At 29.7% G+C, this 25,838-nt stretch carries 22 protein-coding genes; 19 read left to right on the top strand and 3 right to left on the bottom strand.

Going from position 1 to position 25,838, the window contains the following annotated elements; genetic code table 11:
- Window positions 1–39 precede the first annotated feature (39 nt).
- The 13 genes from CC89_RS00510 to CC89_RS00460 all read left to right on the top strand — a co-directional run bounded on the left by CC89_RS00510 (window position 40) and on the right by CC89_RS00460 (window position 14,810).
- Entirely contained in the window at window positions 40–1,761 is a 1,722-nt protein-coding gene (locus CC89_RS00510) for an ATP-binding cassette domain-containing protein (protein ID WP_035287883.1), read from the top strand.
- A 7-nt stretch (window positions 1,762–1,768) separates the two neighbouring features.
- Entirely contained in the window at window positions 1,769–3,475 is a 1,707-nt protein-coding gene (locus CC89_RS00505) for an ATP-binding cassette domain-containing protein (protein ID WP_035287880.1), read from the top strand.
- A 399-nt stretch (window positions 3,476–3,874) separates the two neighbouring features.
- Window positions 3,875–4,069, top strand: a complete 195-nt coding sequence (locus CC89_RS20205; RefSeq protein ID WP_185750626.1) for a hypothetical protein — start codon at window positions 3,875–3,877, stop codon at window positions 4,067–4,069.
- Window positions 4,070–4,198: 129 nt separating this feature from the next.
- A complete protein-coding gene (locus tag CC89_RS00500) occupies window positions 4,199–5,785 on the top strand; it encodes an ATP-binding cassette domain-containing protein (RefSeq protein WP_035287878.1) in 1,587 nt (528 codons plus the stop codon).
- A 40-nt stretch (window positions 5,786–5,825) separates the two neighbouring features.
- Window positions 5,826–7,484, top strand: a complete 1,659-nt coding sequence (locus CC89_RS00495; protein WP_035287875.1) for an ATP-binding cassette domain-containing protein — start codon at window positions 5,826–5,828, stop codon at window positions 7,482–7,484.
- A 362-nt stretch (window positions 7,485–7,846) separates the two neighbouring features.
- Window positions 7,847–8,221 carry a YncE family protein gene (locus CC89_RS00490; protein ID WP_035287873.1) on the top strand — a complete coding sequence of 125 codons (375 nt, stop codon included), beginning with the start codon at window positions 7,847–7,849 and terminating at the stop codon, window positions 8,219–8,221.
- A 33-nt stretch (window positions 8,222–8,254) separates the two neighbouring features.
- Window positions 8,255–8,905 carry a serine hydrolase domain-containing protein gene (locus CC89_RS00485; RefSeq protein ID WP_035287870.1) on the top strand — a complete coding sequence of 217 codons (651 nt, stop codon included), beginning with the start codon at window positions 8,255–8,257 and terminating at the stop codon, window positions 8,903–8,905.
- Window positions 8,906–8,910: 5 nt separating this feature from the next.
- A complete protein-coding gene (locus CC89_RS20200) occupies window positions 8,911–9,099 on the top strand; it encodes a hypothetical protein (RefSeq protein ID WP_185750625.1) in 189 nt (62 codons plus the stop codon).
- A 44-nt stretch (window positions 9,100–9,143) separates the two neighbouring features.
- Entirely contained in the window at window positions 9,144–9,641 is a 498-nt protein-coding gene (locus CC89_RS00480) for a GNAT family N-acetyltransferase (RefSeq protein ID WP_035287867.1), read from the top strand.
- A 312-nt stretch (window positions 9,642–9,953) separates the two neighbouring features.
- Complete coding sequence (locus tag CC89_RS19330) at window positions 9,954–12,161, top strand: lectin like domain-containing protein (protein ID WP_051931344.1); 2,208 nt, start codon at window positions 9,954–9,956, stop codon at window positions 12,159–12,161.
- A 119-nt stretch (window positions 12,162–12,280) separates the two neighbouring features.
- Window positions 12,281–12,973 (top strand): FAD-dependent oxidoreductase, encoded by a 693-nt coding sequence (locus CC89_RS00470; RefSeq protein ID WP_207641489.1) that lies wholly within the window; start codon window positions 12,281–12,283, stop codon window positions 12,971–12,973.
- A gap of 354 nt (window positions 12,974–13,327) precedes the next feature.
- On the top strand, window positions 13,328–14,452 hold the full coding sequence (locus tag CC89_RS00465) for a radical SAM protein (protein WP_035287862.1): 1,125 nt from the start codon (window positions 13,328–13,330) through the stop codon (window positions 14,450–14,452).
- 178 nt (window positions 14,453–14,630) lie between these two features.
- Window positions 14,631–14,810, top strand: coding sequence for a DUF2281 domain-containing protein (locus CC89_RS00460; protein WP_035287859.1), 180 nt, complete (start codon window positions 14,631–14,633; stop codon window positions 14,808–14,810).
- A gap of 110 nt (window positions 14,811–14,920) precedes the next feature.
- Here the strand turns inward: CC89_RS00460 and CC89_RS00455 are convergent, their stop codons facing one another.
- Complete coding sequence (locus CC89_RS00455) at window positions 14,921–16,591, bottom strand: hypothetical protein (protein ID WP_035287857.1); 1,671 nt, start codon at window positions 16,589–16,591, stop codon at window positions 14,921–14,923.
- 17 nt (window positions 16,592–16,608) lie between these two features.
- Window positions 16,609–17,391 carry an ABC transporter ATP-binding protein gene (locus CC89_RS00450; RefSeq protein WP_035287855.1) on the bottom strand — a complete coding sequence of 261 codons (783 nt, stop codon included), beginning with the start codon at window positions 17,389–17,391 and terminating at the stop codon, window positions 16,609–16,611.
- A gap of 347 nt (window positions 17,392–17,738) precedes the next feature.
- Here CC89_RS00450 and rd point away from each other — a divergent pair, with 347 nt between their 5' ends.
- The 3 genes from rd to CC89_RS00440 all read left to right on the top strand — a co-directional run bounded on the left by rd (window position 17,739) and on the right by CC89_RS00440 (window position 21,006).
- Window positions 17,739–17,903 carry a rubredoxin gene (gene rd / locus CC89_RS19730; protein WP_081896905.1) on the top strand — a complete coding sequence of 55 codons (165 nt, stop codon included), beginning with the start codon at window positions 17,739–17,741 and terminating at the stop codon, window positions 17,901–17,903.
- Between the two features lie 253 nt (window positions 17,904–18,156).
- Complete coding sequence (locus tag CC89_RS00445) at window positions 18,157–18,819, top strand: ferredoxin-like domain-containing protein (RefSeq protein WP_035287853.1); 663 nt, start codon at window positions 18,157–18,159, stop codon at window positions 18,817–18,819.
- A gap of 393 nt (window positions 18,820–19,212) precedes the next feature.
- Window positions 19,213–21,006, top strand: coding sequence for an oleate hydratase (locus CC89_RS00440; protein ID WP_035287851.1), 1,794 nt, complete (start codon window positions 19,213–19,215; stop codon window positions 21,004–21,006).
- 128 nt (window positions 21,007–21,134) lie between these two features.
- Here CC89_RS00440 and CC89_RS00435 read toward each other — a convergent pair whose 3' ends face one another.
- A complete protein-coding gene (locus CC89_RS00435; RefSeq protein ID WP_035287850.1) occupies window positions 21,135–23,105 on the bottom strand; it encodes an alpha/beta hydrolase family protein in 1,971 nt (656 codons plus the stop codon).
- Between the two features lie 489 nt (window positions 23,106–23,594).
- Here CC89_RS00435 and CC89_RS00430 point away from each other — a divergent pair, with 489 nt between their 5' ends.
- The 3 genes from CC89_RS00430 to CC89_RS00420 all read left to right on the top strand — a co-directional run bounded on the left by CC89_RS00430 (window position 23,595) and on the right by CC89_RS00420 (window position 25,605).
- Window positions 23,595–23,891, top strand: a complete 297-nt coding sequence (locus CC89_RS00430) for a GNAT family N-acetyltransferase (protein ID WP_035287847.1) — start codon at window positions 23,595–23,597, stop codon at window positions 23,889–23,891.
- Window positions 23,892–24,113: 222 nt separating this feature from the next.
- Window positions 24,114–24,644 carry a dihydrofolate reductase family protein gene (locus CC89_RS00425; RefSeq protein WP_035287845.1) on the top strand — a complete coding sequence of 177 codons (531 nt, stop codon included), beginning with the start codon at window positions 24,114–24,116 and terminating at the stop codon, window positions 24,642–24,644.
- A 523-nt stretch (window positions 24,645–25,167) separates the two neighbouring features.
- Window positions 25,168–25,605, top strand: coding sequence for a GNAT family N-acetyltransferase (locus tag CC89_RS00420; RefSeq protein ID WP_035287842.1), 438 nt, complete (start codon window positions 25,168–25,170; stop codon window positions 25,603–25,605).
- Window positions 25,606–25,838 lie beyond the last annotated feature (233 nt).

Below are 25,838 nucleotides of genomic sequence, written 5' to 3'. Positions count from 1 at the left end.
CATACTATATATGTAATTATGCTAGGAAGGAGAACAATTATGATTACATCTACATGGGGAAAAACAGTAAAAAATTATACAAAGAAACATGTTTTTAAAGTTTTTATACTTATAATTTCTATTAGCTTGGTTTCTGTAATTTCTAGTGCTGTATATGCTGACATTATCAAAAAAATAGTAAGTGCGGTAATAAATACTGATTCATCAAAACTAAAAAAAGTATTAATATGGCTTATTGGTGTTATGACCACTTCAATTATTTTTAAAATAATTATTGCAGAGCTTACATTCTTTTTTAGGAAGAATATTAAAATTATTTTAGAAGATAAAGGACTTTTTCATGTGTATAACACCCCAAATTTAGATAAGGTTAAACCAAATGAAGTTATGCCAATAATGCAAAATACCATAGGAAAAGTTACAGATAAATTAGTGGATACTTCGAAAAATTTTATTAGTACTACAGCTTGTATTATTACTGCGGTTATTTATGCAGTTAGTATTAGTTGGCAGGTAGTCCTTTTTTGTTTTTGTGTTTGTGGTATTATGATATTTTTTTCAATAAATAATAATAAACAAATTCCCTTAAAAGCTAAAAGAGTAGGTGAATCTTTTAATAATCTTTTTTCTATTATGTGGGACCATTTATATAATGGGGAGGTGACTCCCTTTTTAAATAGTTCTAAGGTGTTTTCGAATTATGATAAGGCTGTTTTTAAAAATAGCCAATTTCAAATCCAGGCTAGTAGAGCACAGAATGTAGCACGTATCTTTTCAAGATTTGGTACTGTCATGATAGTTATTGCAGTTTCTTTATATGGTGGATTTATGGCTATAAACTATAAAATGCAAGTTTCAAATGTCTTAGCTCTTATAGTTGTAATACCAATTTTGTCAGATTCACTTTTGAAGTTTCCAAGTATCATAATAGATTTTAAGGCAGTTTGTGGAGAAGGTAGTGTGATTGACAAATTATATGAATTGAATATACAAAATTTGAAAGGTGAAGAAAATTTTAAAACTATTATAAAAGACCTAAAGAGGATAACAGTTAAGGGGGTTAAATATAGATATTCAAAAGATACACCGTACATATGTAATATAGATTCTTTAAAGATAGAAAAAGGTGAAATGCTTTGTATAGTAGGGGAATCAGGGGTAGGCAAATCAACTCTTATTAATATTTTTTCATCAATAATCAATGACTATGAGGGTTCTATTTGTTGGGATGATTTAGACATTAAAAAAATTAATCGTAAGTGTATGTGGAGTTATATGGATATTTTACAACAGACTCCTTGCTGTCTTGCAACTACTATAAGAAATAATATTATTTTAAATGATAAAGAATACGATAAAGAACGTTTTGAAAAAGCAATTAGAGATTCCGGAAGTTATGAATACATAAAAAAACTACCATCTGGCATAGAAACCATTATAAATAGTAAAAAATTATCTAGTGGAGAGATGCAAAAGATATGCATGGCAAGGGCATTTTATCAGAACAAACCTGTACTGATATTAGATGAGGCCACTTCCGCTATGGATCCAAACTCTGAAAATAATATATTAGAGGAATTAAAGAAGCGTACAAGGGAATTAGGACTAATTTTAATAGCGGTCACCCATAGTGTCAATTTTATAAAGAGTAGTGATAGAGTTCTTTTTTTACAAAAAAATGCACCAGCACTTTTGGATAGACACGATGTGTTAATTAAAAACTCTAGTGAATATAAAGAAATGATCTGTGGGGAAAGGTAGTGATTTGATGTTTAAAGATTTAATATATGCTTCTAAAGAGACTTGGAGAATTTTAGAGGGAAAAAGAAAAATGTTTATGCTTATTTTACTTCCTATTTCCTTAATTACTATTTTAGCACCACTTATCATACCATTTATGTTAAAGCAAATATTTGATGCAGTGGGAACTGGAGATGGAAATACAATACTTATGTCAGTGGGAAAATCATCAGGGTTATTTTTGGTACTTCTTGTTCTTGTTTTTTTTATAAATATATATGGAGATGCATGGGCCACAAGATTATCATTTTATGTTACTAAGGATATGTATTCACAATTCTATAAATTACCAGTGTCAGAACTTATTTTAAAATATAAAAAAGAAGAGGTTTTTAACCGAATACAGTCAGGTTGTAGCTGCATAATTGCCTTATGGATTCAATTGGTGAGTTTTTTAAGCAATATAGTTTCTATTATTATTTTACTTATGATGGCTTATTTTATATCACCATATTTTTTTATAATAGCATTTATTTTGGCTTTATCTGAAATCATTAGAGCAATATATGCATGGAAGAGGAATAGGGAAATAAGTAAAAGTGTTCAGGAAGGGGAAGAAGAGAGATTAGAAAATCTACATTCACTTATATACCAATATAGATTTTTAAATATTACGGATTCTAAAGATTTTGCATACAAATTATATAATGAGGCTAGAGAGAAGAAGTTTAATAGAGAATATAAAGAGGTACACCTTAATGCATGGCTTAGTGCAATTATGGATGTATTATCAATATTTTACCATATACTACTTGGTAACGTGTTAATTTCCCTAAGAAGGGATGAGAGGGTATCTTTAGGTGGAATCACTTCATCTACATCCATATTTACATACTTGCGAAATAAAAGTTCAGATTTTGGAAATGTGTCTATGAAATTACCCAGTGTTATTGTGCCTATTAAAAGGATGATAGAATTTATTAATGATGCTAAACCTTATAGTAACTCTAATGTAACCGCTCATAATAATGATATAGCAGTTACGATGAAAAACGTAAGTTTTTCAATAAAAGATAAAAAGATTCTTAAAGATATAAATATAACTATAAATAGAGGAGAAAAAGTTGTTATAATTGGTGAAAACGGAAGTGGAAAATCTACGTTAATAAAGCTTTTAGGCGGATTATATGAGAGTGAAACAGGGAGTATAAAGATACTTGGAAGAGATATTTCTTATTATTTAGATAAAAATAAAAGAAGTGATTTTATATCATATATCCCTTCAGATTCACAGTTATATTCTAAAGAAACAGTATTTAAAAATATAGATATGGGATCATTTAAAGATAAAGGTGAAGAAATTTATGAAGTAGTAAAAAAGATAGAAATTGATGATGATGGGATTTTAAACAATTTAGGTAACAAAATTTCTGGTGGACAAGCACAAAGGGCTAATATAGCAAGAGCATTAGTAAATGATAAATCTTTAATATTATTAGCAGATGAGCCTACATCTTCTCTAAATGTGGAATTATCTAAAAGGGTTTTAGAGTGCTTACTAGATAGCAAAGAAACCGTAATATTTATAACACACAATCCATCTTTTGCTTTAAAAGGGGATAGAATATTATACGTAGAAAATGGATATTTGGTAGATGATTTTTCATCAAATGGAGGGGCCAATAATGATAATTTTATAAAGTGGTCTTCAAAGACTTCTTTGGAAGAAGTATAAGAGATTTACAAAAATATATGCATAATTAGATTACAAAAATAAATATAAAAATTTTAGATATAAAGGGAAATGAATATTTCAGCGTGGACAAAATACCACTATACACAGGCACTTTAATCTTGAGTATAGTGGCTTTTCATCATTTTGGTTGTAAGTTTATGGTAAAGTGTTATAATTGAATAAAAGATTTTAGTGGAACCAGTTGGAGTGAGTTTATCGCTTTGACTGGCTTTTTTTATTTAAAATACACTTTTAAAAAATAGCAAATGAAAAAGCTTGTCATCAATCCTAGTGTAGGCATCGTAGGCTTAGAAAACACTTAATGTCAGGTATTATTGAAAAATAGAGAAGTTTCTGATAAATAGTTCTATAAATGTTATTGTTTTTATTTATTGTCGTATGATATACTTAGATGGTGTTATTTATAAATTTTTAATAAATTATGGAACTATTTTGTATATGGGGGAAATGCTATTGAAGCTAAATGATGAAAAAATGAAAAATATATGGAATGAATCTGAGAGAGTAAGGAAGTTAAGAAATTTCAAGTGGGGAGATACAGAAGTTTGTTGGACATGTAACATGAAAGATTAGTGCAGTATACGTCCTCAGTATGCTGTAAAGTTTTATCGGGTTGCTTCTGGGAAAAATAGCAAAACATGTGATTGGACAGCTATTACTAAAGATGTGTACACATCCATAATGGATTAGGAGAAAAGTATTATGAGAAAATATTTTAAAAGTATAAGAACAGATTTAATTATAAGCATAGTAGCTGATGGACTAATAACTGCATCTAGTTCCATGCTTATTTATATTCAAAAGATACTGTTTGATTCAATAGGTTCAAAAGAAAAGGTTAAGATTTGGAGTTACCTGTTGGCTATGGCTATATGTATAGGAGCAATTATACTTTTTTCATATGTAACAATGATATTTAGTATAAAAGGCAGGGTAAAGGTTGGAAAAGAAATGAGAAGTGACTTTTTTTCAATTATTACAAGATATAATAGTGAAAAATTTCATTCAAAACAGTTAGGTGAGTATATATCCATACAAGGAAATGATATAAAGGTATTAGCTAATTCATATTTGAATTCTGTAGTTGATATAATAAAATCAATTAATATGTTTATTATTTATGGAGTAATAATGTTTGTATTTGTCAATTGGAAAATGGCAATAATAGCTTTATTTTTAGCACTTTTTTCAGCCTTGGTGCTTCCTAAAATAACTCAAGAAAAATTATCAAGGGGAAATAAGGACTATTTAGATGATACTGGGAGATGTAATGCAAAAATACTAGATTTACTGTACGGATTTAAGCTCATCAACAGTAATACTAGAGAAAGTTTTAATAGAATTCTTAATGATACTATAAAAGTCAACGCCAAAGTGGAGTTTTTGTATAAACATGTGGTTGCAATTGCAAACGCAATGAACTCAACGGCCACATACTTAATTAACGGAATTGTAATTATTATGGCTTCAGTTATGATGTATAGTGGAGAAATAACAATTGGAACAGCTGTTGCATCTATTGGATTTATAACTTTATTTGAAGAGCCAATTGAAACCTTTATCTATGCTGTAAATGGGTATAAAGCAAGCAAAGGAGTCAAAGAAAAAATAAGGGATATGATGAAAGTCGAATCAGTTGGAGTGGTTGAAAAGAAATCATTTAATAAAGGAATTGAATTTAAAAATGTAAGTATAAGATATGATGATTTTTGTATGGAAAATATATCTTATAATTTTATTAAAGGAAAAAAGTATGCCATAGTAGGCGGTAGTGGTTCAGGAAAGAGTAGCTTGATGAGAGCATTAATTAAAGAGAAAGTAACTTCTGAAGGTGAGATATTAATTGATGGAATAGATATAAAGGATATAGATATAAGTCCGATTATTAGCTATATTAGTCAAGAAGAGCATATATTCCAGGATAATTTCTATAATAATATTACATGTTTTTCTTCATATTCTGATAAAGGGTTACAGGAGGTTAAGAACTGTCTCAAAGAAGAGTTTTTTGAAGTAATTAAAAATAACCCTAATTCATCAACGCTGAGTGGTGGACAAAAAGGGTGCATTAAATTTATTAGAAGTTATCTTGAGGATAAAGAAATATGTATATTTGATGAGATATTTGCAGGTGTAGATAATCAGACTATGAATAGACTTAAAGAATATATATTAAAAACAAATAAAACAATTATAATGATAACGCATAAAATGGTTGATAATTTAGAGGAATTTGATGAGGTCTTAACCTTGGATAAAGGAAAAATTTTAAATAAAAAATATTGTTAAATATGTTTTTATGCAAGCTTAAGCTGAGGAGAATGATATTATGAAAAAATATATAATGAAAGTGAAGAAATATCTTATTGCCCAAATTGCAATAGATGCTTTATTGATAATAATACTTTCATTTTTACCGGTTATTCAAAGAAATTTATTTGATACAATTGAGCAAAAGCATGAATTAAACATAGGATATTATATATTTTTATATATGCTTAGTTTAATTGTTATAGCTGCCTTATCTTACTTTGGTTATTTAATAACAAGTAGAGGAAGCATTGAGTTTAGAAGAATATTGAAAAAAGACTTATTTAGGGCAATGACATTCTACAGTAATAAAAAATTCATAGAAAAATCAGTTCCGGAGTATATATCAATATTCAATAATGATATAGCTTCCATTGATGATGACTATCTTTCAGGGATAGTGAGCATTATTAAGGCTGTTAACATGATTATTATTTATAGCATTACTATAATACTATTTTTTGACTGGAGAATTGCAGTGTTGCTTTCGGTGATATCAGTCATAAGTATAACAATTTTCCCTCGGTTTACTTCAAAAAAATTAGCAGAAGAGAAATATGAAGAACTTAAAAAAACAGAATTATATACATTAAAATTTACTGATTTACTTCAAGGAATTAGATTGTTTAATAACAGAACGAGAAAGCATCTAGAATTAGAACATGATAAAAAGTTGCGGGAAATGGCTGATATTGAATATAAATACGGACGAACGAGAACAATTGCTATAATTATAAACGGTGGTTCTACATATTTGATAAATTTTTTTTCTGTAGTATTAGCAGCATATCTTTGCATTAAAGGAAAAATTACAATAGGAGCTGCAGTAGCATCATTAGGCTATATATACTCATATATAGCTCCTATGCAAATGTTAATGAAAGCTATAAACGGGTTGAATGCATCGAAAGATGTAAGGGCAAAATTGGAGAATCTTCTTGATAGTGAGAAAGGAACAACCCATTGTGAGAGGGTAAAAGAATTAAAATCCAATATAGAAATAAAAAATATGAATATTAATTTTGATGAATTTGAAGTAAAGGATTTTTCATTTAAGTTTGAGAAGGGAAAAAAATATGCACTTATCGGAAGTAGTGGCTCTGGAAAATCAACTGTGTTAAAAAGTTTAGCAGGTATTAATAAAATAGAATCAGGAAATATTTATATAGATGGATTGGATATAAGTAAGATTGATACAAGTGATGTTTTAGCATATTTAGATCAGAATGAATATATTTTTTCTGATGGATTTGAAAATAATATTACTGTATATAACTCTTATTCAATGATAGGAATAGACAGGATAAAAAACAGTATAGACAAATGTATATATAATACAATTGCTAAAAGTAAAAATTGTAATAAGCTAAGTGGTGGAGAAAAAAAGATTGTTGCTATCTTTAGAAAACTTATACAAGAGCCATCTATTCTTCTATTAGATGAGCCTTTTACTGGAGTAGATAAGAAACTTGCAAAAACTCTAATGAATGAGCTATTGAAACTGGAAGATAAAACTATTATTATGATAACTCATGATATAAAAGAAGAGTTAGAAAAATTTGAAGAAATAATACTTATGGAAGATGGGCAAGTGATTAAAAATGGAGAATTTAGTGCGATAAGCGAAACGTCGGAGTATAATAGTTTGGCAAATGCAGAAATTGCTACAACTGAGTAATAATTAATAGAGTATATATGAGGGGAGATTATAAAATCCAGAGAACAGAAATAAAAAAACAATATATCTCCAATATCAGATATTAGAGGTAGTAACCAGAAAAAGCTTTCCGCTCTGCTACAACCTTTTTTGGCATTAATCTAGGGGTTATGATATGAACTGGAAATTTATGTTTGCTTTCTGATTGGAGTAAATGTATAATGAAGTATAGAATAAATAAGGAGATTATTGGAAAACATAATTTAATTTAGCATTAAATTTAATGTATCTGCAAGTAGACTCTATTCAAAACAATGCAATAAAATATGATATTAAAGAAATGACTAGGATTAAAAATAATGACGTGTTTATAGGCAGTTTAAGTGAAACGAAAAATTCAGGAATTTAAAAGTATTGATGGAAAACATTTGAAAGATATAAGGCTAAATTGTTTACCATCAAATATAGTTATTGATAAAAATGATATTGCCTATATAACCAATAGAGATAAAAATAGTTTTTGGGATCAGATGGGAGAAAAAATAACTATAATAGATACTAAAAAAGATGAAATTATAGGAGAATTAGAAAGATTTAAAGGACCATCGACTATGGTGCTTAAGGATTTTTATTTGTTCATATCAGATACTGGAAATAATGTTATTGTAGTGATAGATATAGATTCAAAGAAATTAATTGGAAGAATTAATTTAGGTAAGGGTATGTATCCATATAATATGGCTATTATAAAAAATTAGAGGTATAGCTAATAGTTTAATAAGGGGCTTAGCATGAAAAAATTTTTAAATATCATAAGCATAATAGTGTTTTCTATAATTATACTTTGTTGTGTAATTTCAACTAGGGAGGCATTGGCATATGATAATTTGGATTTGAAAAAAATAGATAAATATATTAATGAAAAGTTTAATGCATCAAATGCGCCGGGACTTGGAGTAAGTATAATTAGTAAGGATAAAGTTTTATATATGAAAAGTTTTGGGTATAGAGACGTGGAAAATAAGAGAGTATTAAAAAATGATACGCCATTAATTATAGGATCTACAACTAAATCTTTTACAGCACTGGCTATAATGCAATTGGTTAAGCAAGGCAAAATAGATTTGAATTCTACAGTTCAAAATTATTTGCCGTGGTTTAAGTTAGAAAATATTAGAGCTGCTAGTGAAATTAAAGTAATAAATTTATTAAATCATACTAGTGGATTAAGTAGATTTTCAGCTATTAAATATGTATCTAAGAATGATTTAGATAATACTAAGGATTATATTGAAGAATTGAGAAATGTTGAGACAAAAGATCCGATTGGGATTAATTATAACTATTCTAATGAAAACTATCAGATACTTGGGTTAATAATAGAGAAAGTTTCAGGATTATCATATGAGGAATATATAAAGAAATATATATTTCAACATTAAATTTTATGTTGCCTATTTTATCATTAATTTATATTACTAGTATACTAGGAAGTTCATGGTTTTATATATTTAGATACGCACTAGATGTTGGGTGTGTAATGATATTAAGCTATGTATTGTTGTTTATTACAGGTGTTATAGAAATAATCATTGTAAAGAAAAAAAGAAGATTATTGGAGCATGCTGAACTTTAAATAAATGTCTTTATAGAGGATAAATTTTATTTTGGGAGGTTAATATGTTAGAGACAGAAAGGTTAGTTTTACGAAATATGAACAAAGAGGATGCAGAGGAGATTTTTCGCATATGGGGCAATCCGAGAGTAAATAAGTATCTGTGGGATTCTTTGTATAAAAATGTTGAAGATATAAGGAACATGCTTCCTGACAGTAATAGTGATTCAGATTATTCATTTGTAATTATTAGGAAGGATACGGAGAATATTATTGGAACATGCGGAATTGGATCAGAAGGATTAGAAGATGAATGGGGATTTGGATATTGTTTAGAACCCGAGGCTTGGGGAAATGGTTACGCTACCGAATTACTTCAGGCTCTGATTCGATTAGCGCAGGAAAATGGCATTAAAACCATTGTTGGAGAAGCAGCAATAGAAAATCCACAATCGATAAAAGTGATGGAAAAGAATGGTCTAAAATTTCATCATAATAGTGTTTTCACCAAGGCAGACGGTAGCGCTACATTTGAATCAAAGATATATAAGATGGTGCTATAGTTAGAAATTAGGAAAAAGTCTTCCGCTTCACTACAGTCTTTTTCTGTCAGTACCTCAGGAACTGTGACATAAGCTGGAAGTTTATGCTTGTTATTCAGATTTCATCCCTAAAGTGAAAAAAGTCAGTAGTGAATTTTTGTTATTGTAGACTTTTTTTTTGCAACCCATTGTTAATAAAATACTATAATGGTAAGATATATACTATATTACATTATATTCCGTAAAAGTTTCTTAAGAACAATTATAAATCTACAAAGGAGGGAGGTCATAATATCGCATTAAATCGTAAAGGATATAAGGGGGTATATTTTTATGAAGGGGAAATTCTTATCAAAGGGTATTAGTGCTGTTTTAATTACAGCAATGCTGATGCCTAGCAATGCAGTTTTGGCTAAAGAGAAAGAACAAAAGGTAATACAATCTCCACCAAAGTATCAATTTTTAGAAAAAGAAAACCAAGCTAAGAACTATCCAGATAAATTTGACTTGAGAGAAATAAACAAGGTGAATCCAGTTAGAGATCAAGGGAATGTTTTATGTTGCTGGAGTTTTGCCGCTATTGCTTCATTAGAAAGTAATATACTAATGAAGGAAAATAAAAGATATGATTTTTCTGAGATAGATATTGCAACTCATAATCTTTATGATAGACCAAATTATGTAGGAACTATGCTTGAGGCTGCTGCTTATTTCCTACGTGGAGAGGGTCCTGTACTGGAAAATCACGCTCCTTTTCCTGCTTCTGGGGAACCTAAAGATGTTGTAAGACGTGATGGCAACAAGCCTGTAATGCGTGTAGAAAATATAAATTTTATACCAGAACGCCAAAATCCACTAGATAACGACATGTTTAAAAAGGCTATAATGGAAAATGGTGCTGTAGATAGCTACTTACATTTTTACGAAACTTTAGAGGATAGAGCAAAGGTGTACAATAAAGAAAAAGCATCATTTTACTGGAATACTGATTATACTGGGGCTGGTAGTCCATTAAATCACCAGGTAACTATTGTTGGTTGGGATGATAATTATTCAAAGGAAAATTTTGTGAATACTCCTCCTGGAAACGGTGCTTTTATAGCACAAAACAGTTGGGGACCAAAGTGGGGAGATAAGGGTTATTTTTATGTATCATATTATGATAAATATATAACTAAGTACATGTCAACGCAATTTTTAAGGGGTGCTCCTGTAAAGGAAAATGACAAAATATATCAATATGATCCTTTAGGTTTTGTTACTACTACTGGTGTAAATGATAGTAATAGCGTTTGGTTTGCTAATGTATTTACTTCAACAGAAAAAGAAAAATTTACTTCCGCTGGTTTCTACGCTTTAGGACCAAATACAACTTATGAGCTATATTTGCAGCCTGATTATGAGAAAAATGGTTTTAATAATGCTATAAAGATAAAGAAAGGTACCTTTGAATATGGTGGATACCATACTGTAAAGGTGGACAAACCTATAGACCTTATAAAAGATAAAAGATTTGCGGTATTAGTTAAAGTTACTACTCCTGGAGAGGTTGAACCTATTGCTATAGAGTATCCTTGGGAAGGTTATTCATCAAAAGCTACAGCAAATGCTGGTGAAAGTTTCATAAGTGGAGACGGTAATGAATGGAATGACCTTACAGATATCTACAAGAATACTAATGTATGTTTAAAGGCATATACTGAAAAAGATAATGTTTCAGCTGCAAAGCCAGAAAATATTATATCAGTAAAATCTGCAAAAGCTCTTTTAGCTAAGGATAATGATGCTGATAACAAGAAGGTAATTGTTCAAGGATACCTAACTTCTAAAGATGCAGCGTTTGGTGAGGAAAAAGTATTTATTTTATCGGATAATAAGACAAGCACTGATTACAGGAATGATCCAAGTGCAATAATTATTCCTCAGCAGGTTATTTCAAAGTATTTTAACCCATTAGAAAACAAGAATATTTTAGATAATGCTAAGGTTGGAGATTTTATTGAAATAAGAGGTTCTAGGGATTTATATAGTGGTACACCATCTATAGAGTCAATTACAGAGATAAAAACAAAAGTAGCAGCTCCAATGATAACTATCCAGGGATTTGAACATGGTAAGACTTATACTGCTCCAGTAACTCCATCAGTAGCAATAAATAATGAAACTGCTGCAGTAAATATGGAGCTTAACGGAAATACATTTAATAACAATACTGAAATATCAAAACCTGGTGTTTACTTCTTAAAGGTTACTGCTGTTGATGGTTTTGGAAACATAGCTGTTAAGGTAAAGGGGTTTACTATAACTAATCCTAAGCCAGTAATAACTGTTACTGGAATAGAGGACAACAAGACTTATAATGAGGCTGTAACTCCAGTTATAAGTGTGGATCTTAAGGATTCTCATGTTGTTATGCTGTTAGATGGTAGATTTTATGACGGAAAGGAAATATCTGCTAAAGGCAAACATGAGATGAGAATTACTGCTGTAAGTAAGGATGGAGAGGTCACAATAAAAACTGTTAAGTTTAATATTGAATAAAAATCAACGGGGTTGTGGTACTAAGAATAAATTCTACAACACATATTGTTGTAGGTAAAAAAGATATTTATACTGTAGAGGTATAAATGTTGAAACTGTTAGCCACGAAATGCTGCAGCTTGATTAAGAAGTTTAATACAAAGGTAGATATGGAATTAATAAAAGATCAATTTGATGCAATGGTATTTGCTAATGGTACAAGGGATATTGTTCCACCATTTGAAGGTTTAAAAAATACTCCTTATGCAATGGCTACCGAGGCCCTTGTAGATGCTTCTATTTTAGATGGAAAAGAGAAGATAGTAGTTATAGGCGGTGGTGTTGTAGGAGTTGAAACTGCATATAAATTAGCTTATGAAAATAATAAAAAAGTAGATGTATTAGAAATGGCAGATAATTTTATGGAAGGTGTATGTACAGCTAATCGTGGACATTTATTGAATTATTTAAGATTAAATGATAATGTGAATTTATATAATGGTTGTCGTGTTGAAAAGTTTGAGAATGGCAAGGTTATTGCAGCAAAAAAGACTAGTAAATACTTACCAGACCCTTATATGAGCTGGACTCCATTACTTCCTAAGAATACAGAAAATCCACTGGCAAAGTCATCTGGAACAGAAACAAAACAGGTTTCAATAGATGCTGATTTTGTATTGCTTGCGCTAGGATTCAAATCAGAAAATGAGCTGTATTATAAGGCTCTTAAAAATCATATTGCAGAAGAAATCTACTGCATTGGAGATTCACTTAAACCAGCAAAAGTAATTGATGCAGTAAGAAGTGCTTATGCATTAGCAGTAGAAATTTAATATGGACATAAATATATAACTTTTTTCTGGTACGACCTTAGAAAAAGTGACATAAACTAGAATTTTATGTTTGCTAAGGGGGCTGTGGCACTAGGGAATTTACATACAATATGTTGATTTGCAAATTAAAAATTAGCATAATATATTGTAGCGTTTATTCTTAACGCCACAGCCCCTTTCACTTACCAAAAACAAGATAAAAAGCTTGAAATAATGGTTCGAATCATGTATCATCAAAGAGTTATAGGGATAAAAATAGGCGGAAATCTCAATAAAAAAGAGAAGAGATACAGAAGAAAAGCAAGAAGATATAGATTGACTTTTTTATGAAGATTAATTAGAGGAGGATACATTATGAAAATTTCGAAGAAAGATGCGTTAACATGGTTTGAATTTTTTTCCATGTTACCAGAAGATCAGGAAGTTATGATAAAACAACAAGAAATTATTTATGCTACTTTTGCACAAATTGAGGAAGCAATCAATCATAGAAATGATATGTTAATGTCGGAAATTAAAGGTTTGAAAACCTTAGAGAATAGAACTTTTTTTGTGGGAAATGACAGCAAATTTTCTAAGGGATGTCGTTCTTGTCTCTTAGGAACTGGTTTGAGTGCAATTAGGAAAACCAACAAATGTAACATACAGTGTAAGTTTTGTTATAATTATGGAGAACTAGATGATATTCCTCCAATTGGTGAAGGTATGTGGGAAATCGGAGGCACAAAATTTTATGAGAAGGATATTGATTTACTTCTTTCCATACACCAGAAACCTACTGGAATTTCCTACGTTTATTTAGAACCATTTATGGAAATTGAAAAGTACTATTTGGTTATAAAGAAATTTAGTGATGCCCAAATTCATCAACATCTATATACAAATGGCATTTTAGCTACAGAAGAGACATTGAAAGCGTTAGGTGAAGCCGGTCTTGACGAGGTGCGTTTCAACCTAGGTGCCTCTAATTGTTCAGACAAAGTTATTGAAAATATTAGAATAGCTAAAAAATATATTAAAAATGTAGGAATTGAAACTCCAATGACTCCTGAGTTTTTCGAAGCATTTTTTAAGAAAAAGCAAGCAATCTTAGATACAAAACTTGATTTTATAAACTGTGCAGAATTACATTTAAATGAAAATAATATAGACAATTATTATGGAGAAAATATGTATATTTCTAGACATGGTTATATTTCTCCAATTTGGAGTAGGGAATTAACTTTGAAATTCATGAAGATAGCCGATGAAGAAAACTGGGATTTAGCAGTTCATGATTGCTCAAATCATACAAAGTTTGCTAGAGATTTAAATTTAAGTAGCAAAGAGGGTAAGTGGTTTGGAGCAAGTAGTTATGCTTGTGAGTTTTCTAAGATACCATACGAAGTATTTTTGCCAATACTACGTGATGACAATTTCAAATTTTTAAGTGAAGAAGAATTGCCTTCTGGCTATAAACCAGGAGAATTGATTTTTTAGAATGATGAGATGAACCTTTTTCTAGCAGCACATTAGAGGTCGTGACATAAACTAGAAGTTTATGTTTGCTATCACTTTTAAGTGAAATATATAATTAAAACATTAAAAAATAGTAAAATCAATGGTAGTAGCATTCTCCAACGGACTATATTATAATACATGGAAAGGAGTGATTTTAATGTCTTTGGCAAAAAAACTTATAGAACTATCTAAGGATATGTCAGAAGATATGTTATCAGAAGTTATAGATTTTGCAGAATATCTAAAAGAAAAAAATAATAAAGAGCATAAAAAGTTAGTTGATGAATTTATAGAAGAAAATGACGTAGCTTTAAACCAGCTAGCTAAATGCAGCTAATGGATCTTTTTCTAAAGATGACATAAAACAGTGGATATTAAACCATAGTATTTAAGCATAAGATAGCAAATAGTTACTGTCTTATGCTTAAATTTTTTCTTGGAACCTTTTTATGATAATTCTTTCCAACTAACATTTAATTTTTTTCTCCATAGGTAAATATTTAAAAATAAAAGTACAACACCATATAGGAGTATTCCGTGTTTTAAAAACTTAGTAGCAAAATGTATAAAAGCTAAAAGCCCACCTAGGCACATAATCAAAATGCACAAGAGTATATTTTTAGGGCCATTAGTTGTAAATTTCAAGGAAAATGGAAGAGATTTTTTGAGATTTTTAAAGGTAATTATATTAATTAAGCTTAAATTTAAAAACATGATAATTATGTTAAACAACAAATGTATATTGAACTTTCCTAGCATTAAGAATATCACACTATCAAATATAAAAGTAGAATATATATAGTAGAAGCTGAAGCTTTTAAAAGCACCTTTTAATAAAGGAGCCGGAGTTTTTATGGGTAAAAATCTATATAGCCATGCGGCTTTATGCTTGCTGCTTTGAGTAATTAGCACTAAGTCTAAAGGCAAAAATATTACTAAAAAATATAAAACTAAGTATAGATTACCACTAGCAATTTCATTTGAAACTTGCGAAAATGACGTTGCCTCGCGAATAAATGGTAGGAGAATAATAAATGGAAAAGCTAAATAAAATGCAAGTCCTGGATATAATCTGAGTTTAAAATTTCTTTCATTTGAGCACATGTTCTTAGTGAATATAAATGTAGAACTTTCTATATTATTTGAACAAAAAAGTGATGCTATTTTTCTACTTCTATTTAAAGTTCTTTCTGTTTTATTAGATTTTTTGCTATAATTATTCATAAGTTTTTGGAGATTGTTTTCAAAATAAGTAATAATAAATTTAAAATAAATAAATATTGATAAAAGAGGAATAACTATTGCAAATATTGAAAATACGATATTCAATGTTTCAAAATTACGTTCATTAATAAGTGAAAGCAAGGAGGCAAACCATGTACTTGGAAGAAAGCCATGCTGCCACTTTAAGGTGAAGCTAAGATTTATATCTAAAGCATCGAATAGTCTTCCTAAAAATTGATATCCAAATGTTAGCAATATGCTTAAAAATATTTGAAAATAATTTATTACATCTTTCAGTTTTTCTCCATCAAAAAAGTATAAAATAGCCATATATAACAATGAGGTAAATAGTATACACATTAAGTCTATTAGTATTATTTCTAAAAAGAAAATAAATGCAAATAATATCCCATGTTTTGCGGCACAAGCAATTATTGAGGGACCAGCAAAGGCCATTGTGATTAAAAACATATATATGAAAATGTGAACTATTTTTGCCACATTTATAGTTTTAATATCAATTGGTTTTGGTACAAGTATATTTTTGTATTTAATGTCAAGAAGTACAGACGAAAAATCAGATATAAATGTAGTTGTTACCATAAAAATTATGATACCTAATATTAAAGACATCTTTAAAAATATCGGTAATTTTGTAAAAATCACCATAGAACACAGGCCACCTATAACTAAATATAGTAATAAAACCTTTGAAAAGTTTCTATTTTCTTCTCGATTTTTTTTGTCATTAGAAATAAATGCAGTGGGTGTTTGTCTATCATCAAGCGTAAGCTGAATTTGGACAATTTTCCTCATTACATTATAGTTTACTCCAAATTTTTCAAAGATAGCTTTAAATTTATCTAGTACTTTTAAACTTTTATAATCATTCATATTTAGCACCTTCTTTTTTACACATTTTCAATTGCACTTACAAATTCTTCTGCTATTTCTTTATGCTTAGTAAAACCTGTAAGTTCATTGAAAATTTGTTCAAGTGAACCTTCACTGCATTTACTCTTAAGTTCTTCAAAGGTTCCATCTGCTGCAATTAAACCATTGTTTAGAAGTACTATTCTACTGCTTAACTTTTCAACTACATCCATTATATGAGATGAATAAAATATAGTTTTGCCTTGCCTAGCAAGTTTAGATAAAATTTCTTTAAATATCATTACACTATTTGCATCTAATCCATTCAGAGGCTCATCTAAAAATAATATATCAGGGTTATGAAGAAGAGCACATATTATTAAAAATTTTTGTTTCATTCCTTTAGAATAGGAACATATTCTTGAATTATATGTAGTATTTATATTAAAAAGTTCCATAAGTTTTTTTGTCATTGAATACAATTTATTATATTCAATACCATAAATTTCTCCTAGAAATGATATATACTCAATGGGTGTAAGGTTGTCATATATGTCATCAGCTTCCGGTACATACCCTATTCTCCTTTTGTATTCAATGTTTCCATTAGAAATATCCTGCCCAAATATTTTTATACTTCCGTTATAATTGTTTAATAGTCCAAGCATTATTTTTACAGTTGTGCTTTTACCTGCTCCATTTGGGCCAATATAGCCTATTATTTCTCCTTTATGAATTTCTAAATTAACACCTTTTAACACTTTTTTTGTTCCATAGCTCATTTCTAAGTCATTAATTTCTATAACTTTTTCACCTAACATATATATTCCCCCCAACTAAGGTGACCAACCCATATAAAATGCAAAGAAAGGGCTGCCCCCACTTAAAAATTATATATTTAAAACATAATATATTTTACACATTATACTAAATATACATTAAATAATTAATAAGTAATATATTACCTAGTAATATATTAACACAAATAGCATTGCAATAGTATATAAATTTTCTGACAGGGTTCCAGACTCGGATTTAAGATGTAATGTTACCGGAAATAGCAGAAGTATATTCACCAATTTATTGGAAGAGTGTAAAATACTAATAATTAAAAAACATAGTTTGAGGGTAAACTAAATATTATAAAAATACTAGGAGGTGAAAGCTTATGAAGAAGTATATATGCATACCTTGTGGATATATTTATGATCCTGAACTAGGAGATGAAGACTCTGGTATCGCACCAGGAACTAAATTTGAAGACATTCCTGAGGATTGGACTTGTCCTATTTGCGGAGTTGGAAAAGAAGAGTTTGAACCAGTAGAGGAGTAATTTATTTAAGCATAAATACAATTAAACTTACTGATATTAAATTATTTTTAGCATAATTATATTTTAAAAATATTCCATAAAGATGTTAATGGCCTTTATGGGATATTTTTATTTAACATTAATAATTGTAATAGAATGGGCATCATATGATTAGAAGTTTATTTTACTAAATACAGGATAAATACGGATGTCTTTTTTAAATATATTAAATGGGATATAATATATTTAAAAAATAAAATACAGGAGGCAATATATGGGAGAATATTTTGGAAATTTGCAAAAGATAAGGGGAGGCAAAAGGAAATATGGTATAACTCCGCATATACCTGGGGGGTTTATAACCCCGGAAAAGCTTCAAAAAATAGCTGAAGTAGCTAAAAAGTATAATGGGGCTATAAAAATAACATCTGGACAGAGAATATTGATAACTAATTTACAGGAAAGTGATTTGCCTAAAATATGGGAAGAACTACATATGGAGCCGGCTGTTAAAACTCAAAATTCCGTTAAAAATGTAGAGATGTGCCCAGCAGGATTTTGTAAGAGGTCAAAATTTAATACCATTGGTATAGGTATGAAATTATCTAAAAAATATCAATGGATGGATATGCCTTGTAGAACTAAAATAGGTGTATCAGGATGTAGAAATGCTTGCGGAAGTGTTTATAGTAAGGATGTAGGAGTTATAGCGGATATTAATGGTAAACTTATGGTAACAGCAGGTGGTTCAGCGGGATATAATCCTAGGATTGCGGATATTATAGCTAAAGATTTATCACAAGAAGAGGCTTTAAGGTTAGTAGATGATATATTTGAGTATTATAAGGAAAATGCCAATCAGGGAGAAAAATTAAGCTTTTTTATTGAAAGGGTTTCAATAGAAAACTTTAGAAAAGAAGTCCTAAGTAAGTGCTAAGAGACAAAACTGTTTTGTGAAATTATTATAAGACAAGTTGAGCAGCTTTTTCATGGAAACATTCTCTTATCCCTTAAGCCAAGTGCTGATTTAAATGGTATATGATAAAAAATAAGAGATTTCTTTTTATTAGTCATTTTAATGTGAATGCCTAAAAATTAGATAAAAAAACTGAGGTGTTGGAGTTTCGAACACTTCAGTTTTTTTATCTAATGTAAAAGACATAAAAAAGTTATATTATAAATATAAATAAATCCTACTGATAGCAAGTATCACAATGCTTAAGGTAATTTAATTATTATTGTACTATAGGGACATAGTAATAAACTGAATACAAAAAATTAAAGTATAGTAGGATTTAAAAGAATATAAATTAGGAAGGGAAGGGGTAAAATGAAATTAAAGACACATGATGATAGGCTTACGCTTACAAATGGGAATTATCATTCTTTAGTAAATGCAAGAAAGCCTGAAGGAATTGATGATAAAAAGGCTTACTTAATTGGTACAGGAATTGCTTCTTTGGCTGCTGGCTGTTTTTTGATTCGTGATGCTCACATGGATGGAAGTAAGATTACTTTTTTAGAGCAATTAGATATTCCTGGAGGATGTTTGGACGGACAAGTTCGCCAAAACATTGGTTATGTGGCACGGGGTGGACGTGAACAGGGACATCATTTTGAGGTTTTATGGGATTTATTTAGTTCCTTACCATCTACAGAAGATCCCAACATGACTGTGTTAGACCATTTTTATTATACAAATCATGACGACCCAAACTTTAGCAATTGTCGTATTACTAATAACCAAGGTGAACGCTATGACAATGGAAAATTCAATCTAGGTCAAGACTTGGCAAAAGAAATAGCTGCTTTTACAATGATGACAGATGAAGAACTTCAAAACAAATCTATTGAAGATATTTTTTCTGAAGAGCTTTTAAACACTGATTTCTGGACAATATGGAGAACAATGTTTGCTTTTGAGAACTGGCATAGTGCTTTAGAGATGAAATTATATATGAATCGTTTCATTCATCATGTTGACGGCTTAACAAATCTTTCGGCACTACAATTTTCACGCCATGACCAATACACTTCATTTGTAAAACCTATGGTTAAATATTTGGAAGACAATGGTGCTAAATTTGAATATGGAGTAACTGTTGATAACGTTGAGTTCTCAATCTCAAATGATAAAAAAATCGCAAAGAGAATAGTTGCAAGGGATAAAAGTGAAAATGATATTTCTATTGACTTAACAGAAAATGACTTAGTATTTATTACTAATGGTTCCATGACTGAAGGAAGTGGATATGGTGATGACAATACTCCAGCTCCATTTAAAAAGGAACCAAAAGGATGCTGGACTTTGTGGAGAAATATAGCAGCTCAATGTGATGAATTTGGAAATCCAGATAAGTTCTGCACAAGTACAGAAAAATCTAATTGGGAATCTTGTACAGTAACTTGTCATGATGAACGTGTTCCTGAATATATTGAAAAGATTACAAAACGTTCCCCATATACTGGACGCACTGTAACAGGTGGTATAGTCACAGCAGTTGACTCTTCTTGGTTGATGAGCTGGACCATAAACCGTCAAGAACAATACTATGGTCAACCTGAAAAAGATGTTGTTGTTTGGGTATATGGTTTGTTTACTGATGTTCCTGGAGACTACATTAAAAAGCCTTTGAGGGATTGCACTGGTAAGGAAATTACAAAAGAATGGTTATATCATATAGGGGTTCCTACAGATAAAATAGAAGAATTGGCAGAAAGTTGTACTGCAGTTCCTGTTATGATGCCATTTATAACATCAATGTTTATGCCTCGTGAATTTGGAGATCGTCCTTATGTTGTACCAAAGAATGCAGTAAATTTTGCTTTCCTTGGACAATTTGCTGAAACACTAGATGATCCGGGACGTGATACTGTATTTACTATCGAATACTCAGGACGTACAGCCATGGAAGCAGTATATGTATTGACTGGAGTTGAAAAAGGAGTTCCTGAGGTATATGCTTCGAGATATGATATCCGCTATTTGTTAAATGCAGGTGTGAACTTATTAGATGGTGAAAAACCAAAATTGGATTTGCCACCATTAACTAGACGTAAAATTCAAAAGCAAATAGCTGGAACAGAAATTGAAAAGTTATTGAAAGAATATGGAATTGTTTAACGATATTTAACATTAAATAATTTGATTAAAATCCCGAATTTCAAAAGAATCGGGATTTTAATTTATATGGAATTATTATAATAAACATCATACTACTGGATTTAGTTGTATCCAAAAGTTTTTGTATTTTAAATATGCTTAACAAACCAATCTAAGTTTTGTTCCATAATGGCTCTGTGGAGACCTGGCTTTGTTGGACCGTGTTTCATTCCTTTGAATATTACAAGTTCAGTTTCTACTCCCATATCCTTTAAGCCTCTGTATAGCTCAAATGCATTTGGAGTTGGAACTCTTCCATCCTTGTCCCCATGCTGAATTAGTGTTGGGGTACATGCTGAAGTTATATAGGTCATAGGTGATGTCTTTTCATATATCTCTTTATCCTTCCAAGGATTATTTCCAAGATATTCTCGTGTAAATGTTGTAATATCCGTATTTACATAGTAGGTAATCCAGTTGCTTATACCAGCTCCTACAGATATTGCTTTAAATCTATTGCTGTAGGTTGAACAGAAGGCAGAAATATATCCTCCCTGGCTCCAACCCATAACACCAACTCTTTCCCTGTCTGCAATGCCCTTCTCTATAAGCATGTCCACTCCTGATATAACATCCTCATAGTCACCGAGTCCAAGCATCCTATGGTTTGCAGTAATAAACTTACTTCCATAGCCTGAGCTACCCCTGTAGTTTGGCTCTAATACAATAAATCCCTTTTCTATAAATTGTTCAATTGGATAGTTTCTAATCATATTGTGTACTGGGAAGGATGCCCATGTAGGTCCTCCATGTATTACAACTAATAAAGGGTACTTCTTCTTATCATCAAAATCTTGAGGAAGTGACAATACTCCTTCAATCTCAAGACCATCCTTTGTTTCCCATGTAACCAAATCCTTACGACTTAAAAGCTTATTTTCATAGGCCTTAGAATCAGAAGTAATTTTTCTTTCATTTAAATAAAATTCACAGGTTTCATTTTCTGCTATCTTTATATATGCAATATTTTCTCCATCTGAAGTTATTGCAGCATCCCAAATAACACATATGGCATCATCGCATAAAAGCTTTGTTTTTCCATTTTCTAAAATAAAGCCCGATAATATACGTGTTCTATCCTGCCATAATGTAAATATACCTTTACTTGTCCACTTAAATTTCATGATACCTGCGTCAAATTCTTTAAACCTATTTATTATCTTGTTTTTATCTAAATCATATATCTCTAATACATAGTTTTCTTCAACATTTGTCTCATAATATTTTTTATCCCTTGGTGCCCTTAGATATGCTACCTTTTTTCCATCTGGTGAAAAGGATACAGAGGAATCTAGCTTTGCGGTAACCTTTAACTTTGTAACACTCCTTGTTTTTATATCAAGAATACATAAATCGGTATTATCATCTATAATACTGCTTGTTGGAGTAGCTACAAATATAATTTTTTTTCCATCAGGTGAGATATTGAAGCCCGATATATGAAACTCCTTTGGGTTAGTTAGCTGAACTGCGTAATCCTTAGCTTTATCTTCTTTATGATTTTCAGCTATATTTGTAGGAGCATTTCTTGATTCCTTCATTTCTTTTAATACCTTATCTATTTCAATATAATAGAGTGAATGGTTTTTATACTCCTTGTCTATATATTCAAAATCACCATAAATTTCTTTTCTTCTCTTAAGCTCTTTTGAATCTTCCTCTGTGGCTGTATAAAAAATACCTTTACCATCAGGAGACCATCTAAAACTTTTTATGCCTTCTTTACTGTTAGTGATCTGAATTCCATTCAGATCATCAAAGGATTTAAGAAATATCTGAGTTCTTTTTTCATCCTTTTCTCCAACCTCAGCTGTATACGCTAAGTAGTTATTTTTAGAAGACCACAATGGATTATTACTTTCATTCTTTCCAGTAGTTATTGGATAGTGTATATTTCTTTCCTTTTCATATACCCATATATGATTTCTATATGCATTATCTTCCCAATCAGTAGTCCTTTTTACATAAGAAGCATACATGCCATCCTCACTAATACTAACGGATTCCATCCATGGCAGTGAAACTACATCTTCAATTGTCATATATTTGTTTTTATCCATAAATCAACCCTCCTATAATGTGAAATTATCCATATAATTCACAACTTTCTATTATTTTATCATATATATAAAGACTTTGGGGTTTTTATAAAATATTATTAAACATGTTCGAACCAGCATGTACTGAGAATAATAGAAGCTTATTTCACTCTTGGCTACTGACTAATATGCTTGTATGAATGCATTTCAAATATATCTTTCCTTGCTGGAAGGGAAAATCCATCGGGGAACGTGAACAAATTGTAATATAATTTGTTTTGCTAATAAGTTATTATTTACCAATAAATGGACTTTAAACAATTATAATACAAAAAGATGGTTTGAATAATACTTTTATTAAGTAGTATTTTTTAATGTAAAAAACAATATAGAAATGTTTTTTATCTTTGATTTAGTATTAGAATGATTTAAACTAATATTATATATAACTTATTTTAGGGTATATGGGAGGTATATATATGATTATAAAGTTTAGAAATAAAAGCATCTGTGATAAGGCCTAATGTAGATTTAAATTTAAAGGTAGCAGTTGTTAATTCAGAGGGTAATTTTGTTTCTTATTGTGGTATGTGGTATGAACCTAAAGCTGGTTTTGCTGTTATTGAGCCTGTGGCAACTGATCCAGCTTATAGAAAGTTAGGATTAGGGAAGTGTGCAGTTTTAGAAGGAATTAGACGAGTAAATTTACTTGGAGCTAAAAAAGCAATAGTTGGTTCATCACAACAATTCTATTACAGTATTGGATTGTACCCATTTTCTACATCTACAATGTGGAGAAAAAGATAGATATAGATTTTATTTCAGAGTGTGCTAATGTAACCCATTCATATATCAAAATAAAAGATTTTAAAAATAGAGAGCCAATGTATGTATAGCAGGTGTGATATTTTGTAAATTATGTTATAATAAGTGTTATTAAAAACTAAAATCTAATGAACAATAGTAATTTATTGTTCGCTAATTATGTTTTAAAATTAGATTGAATTTTATAAGTATGGAGGTTTATATATGTCCAACAATAGAAAATTAGTTTTATATATTGCAACAAGTTTAGATGGTTACATAGCGACAGAAGATGATTCCTTGGAATGGTTGTTTAAAACTGAAGGAGAAGGAGATAATGGATATTCTGAATTCTACAACACAGTTGATACTATACTAATTGGCAGAAGAACTTATGACTGGATTATTGAAAAAGAAAAAGGTAATTTCCCTTATAAGAATAAAAAGTGTTATGTATTTTCTAAATCAGAAGAAGGTAAGAATGAAAATGTAGAATTTATTAATCAAGATGTAGTGGAATTTACAAATAAAATCAAAAGACTGGATGGAGGAAACATATGGCTTGTTGGCGGCGGTGTTCTTCTAAATTCCTTTATTAAAGAAAGGTTAGTTGACGAATTTATTATTAATATATCACCTACACTAATAGGTCATGGAATACCTTTATTTAAAAAAAATGATTTTGAGATAGAACTAAAGTTAAAGGGGATAAGGAGATTCAATCAATTTGTTGAACTCCATTACGAGGTGAAATAAAACAATTGATATTTAGTTCTCAATTTTCTTTTATTGAGTATTATAGGTGGCCAATCCCACCTATAATTTATAAGGCTATATTTCAACATTATATTAAAACATAGCGTTATAAATAAGAAATTATCTATATTTTATAATCTCAAATCCATAATACCTATGACAATGCCATAGTATTCTAATCACATATAAATATCCCCAAAGGATTCTATCAAATTTATTAAAAGCACCAAAGGCTTAAGTAAAATTAAAAATACTAAATATAGTAGAAATAATTACTTTAACAAAAGCAGAGCTAAAATATTATACTTTAAACATTAAACAAAGTATATAACTTAGATTTTAATCTTATAAACTGCGATATCAGATATACATTACCTCATGGTTATTTTTACAACAATATAATACAATTTACATATAGATTTAATTATTTTTAATACACATTTTATGTGGAGTGTGAAGCAAAGGAAATATAATAGTTCAAAGTAGTAGTATAACAAAACGAAAGTTACAAGGAGGAAATAAAATGGGGATTTCATTGAAACAAGTAACAAAAGAAAATTGGTATGAATGTACTAAATTGGAGGTTTATGAGGAGCAAGAGGGAATTGTAGCACCAAATTGGAATTCAATTATTATAAGTTTATTATGTGATAATTGGAATGCAAAATGCATATTTGAAGATGAAACACTAATTGGATTCCTCTTATATGGAATTGAAGAAGATACAAGTAAGCCAATGTTACTTAGATTTATGATTGATAAAAAGTATCAAGGTAAAGGATTGGGAAAAAAAGCAATCTTAAAGATGCTTGACTTAATAAGAATTGAATATGGAAATATAAAATTTTATACAACAGTTTCAATTACAAATGTATCTGCTGAAAAGTTATATGAAAGTGTTGGCTTTGAAAAAAATGGAGAAATAATGTGGGATGAAAACGTGATGGTAATTCAATTGTAAATTATTAAAAATTATATTTAACAAGTATTGTGATCAACATATAAATATCTCCAAAGGCTCAATTTTCAATAATACAGTTGGTTTATATAGTGTTTTATGAATTAGATTGTGTTAGTAGTGCTTAAAATATGTACAGTTTTAGGAAATAATGGTATTATATTCATGAAGAGTGTTACATAATAGTAAGTTATTGTGAAGTGAATTAATTTTGAAAAAATAATGTGATTAAAGGA

The sequence above is a fragment of the Clostridium sp. KNHs214 genome (assembly GCF_000744935.1).
Lineage (GTDB): Bacteria > Bacillota > Clostridia > Clostridiales > Clostridiaceae > Haloimpatiens.
The sequence above is the reverse complement of the archived record's forward strand: the minus strand, read 5'-3'. Positions and strand labels throughout refer to the sequence as shown.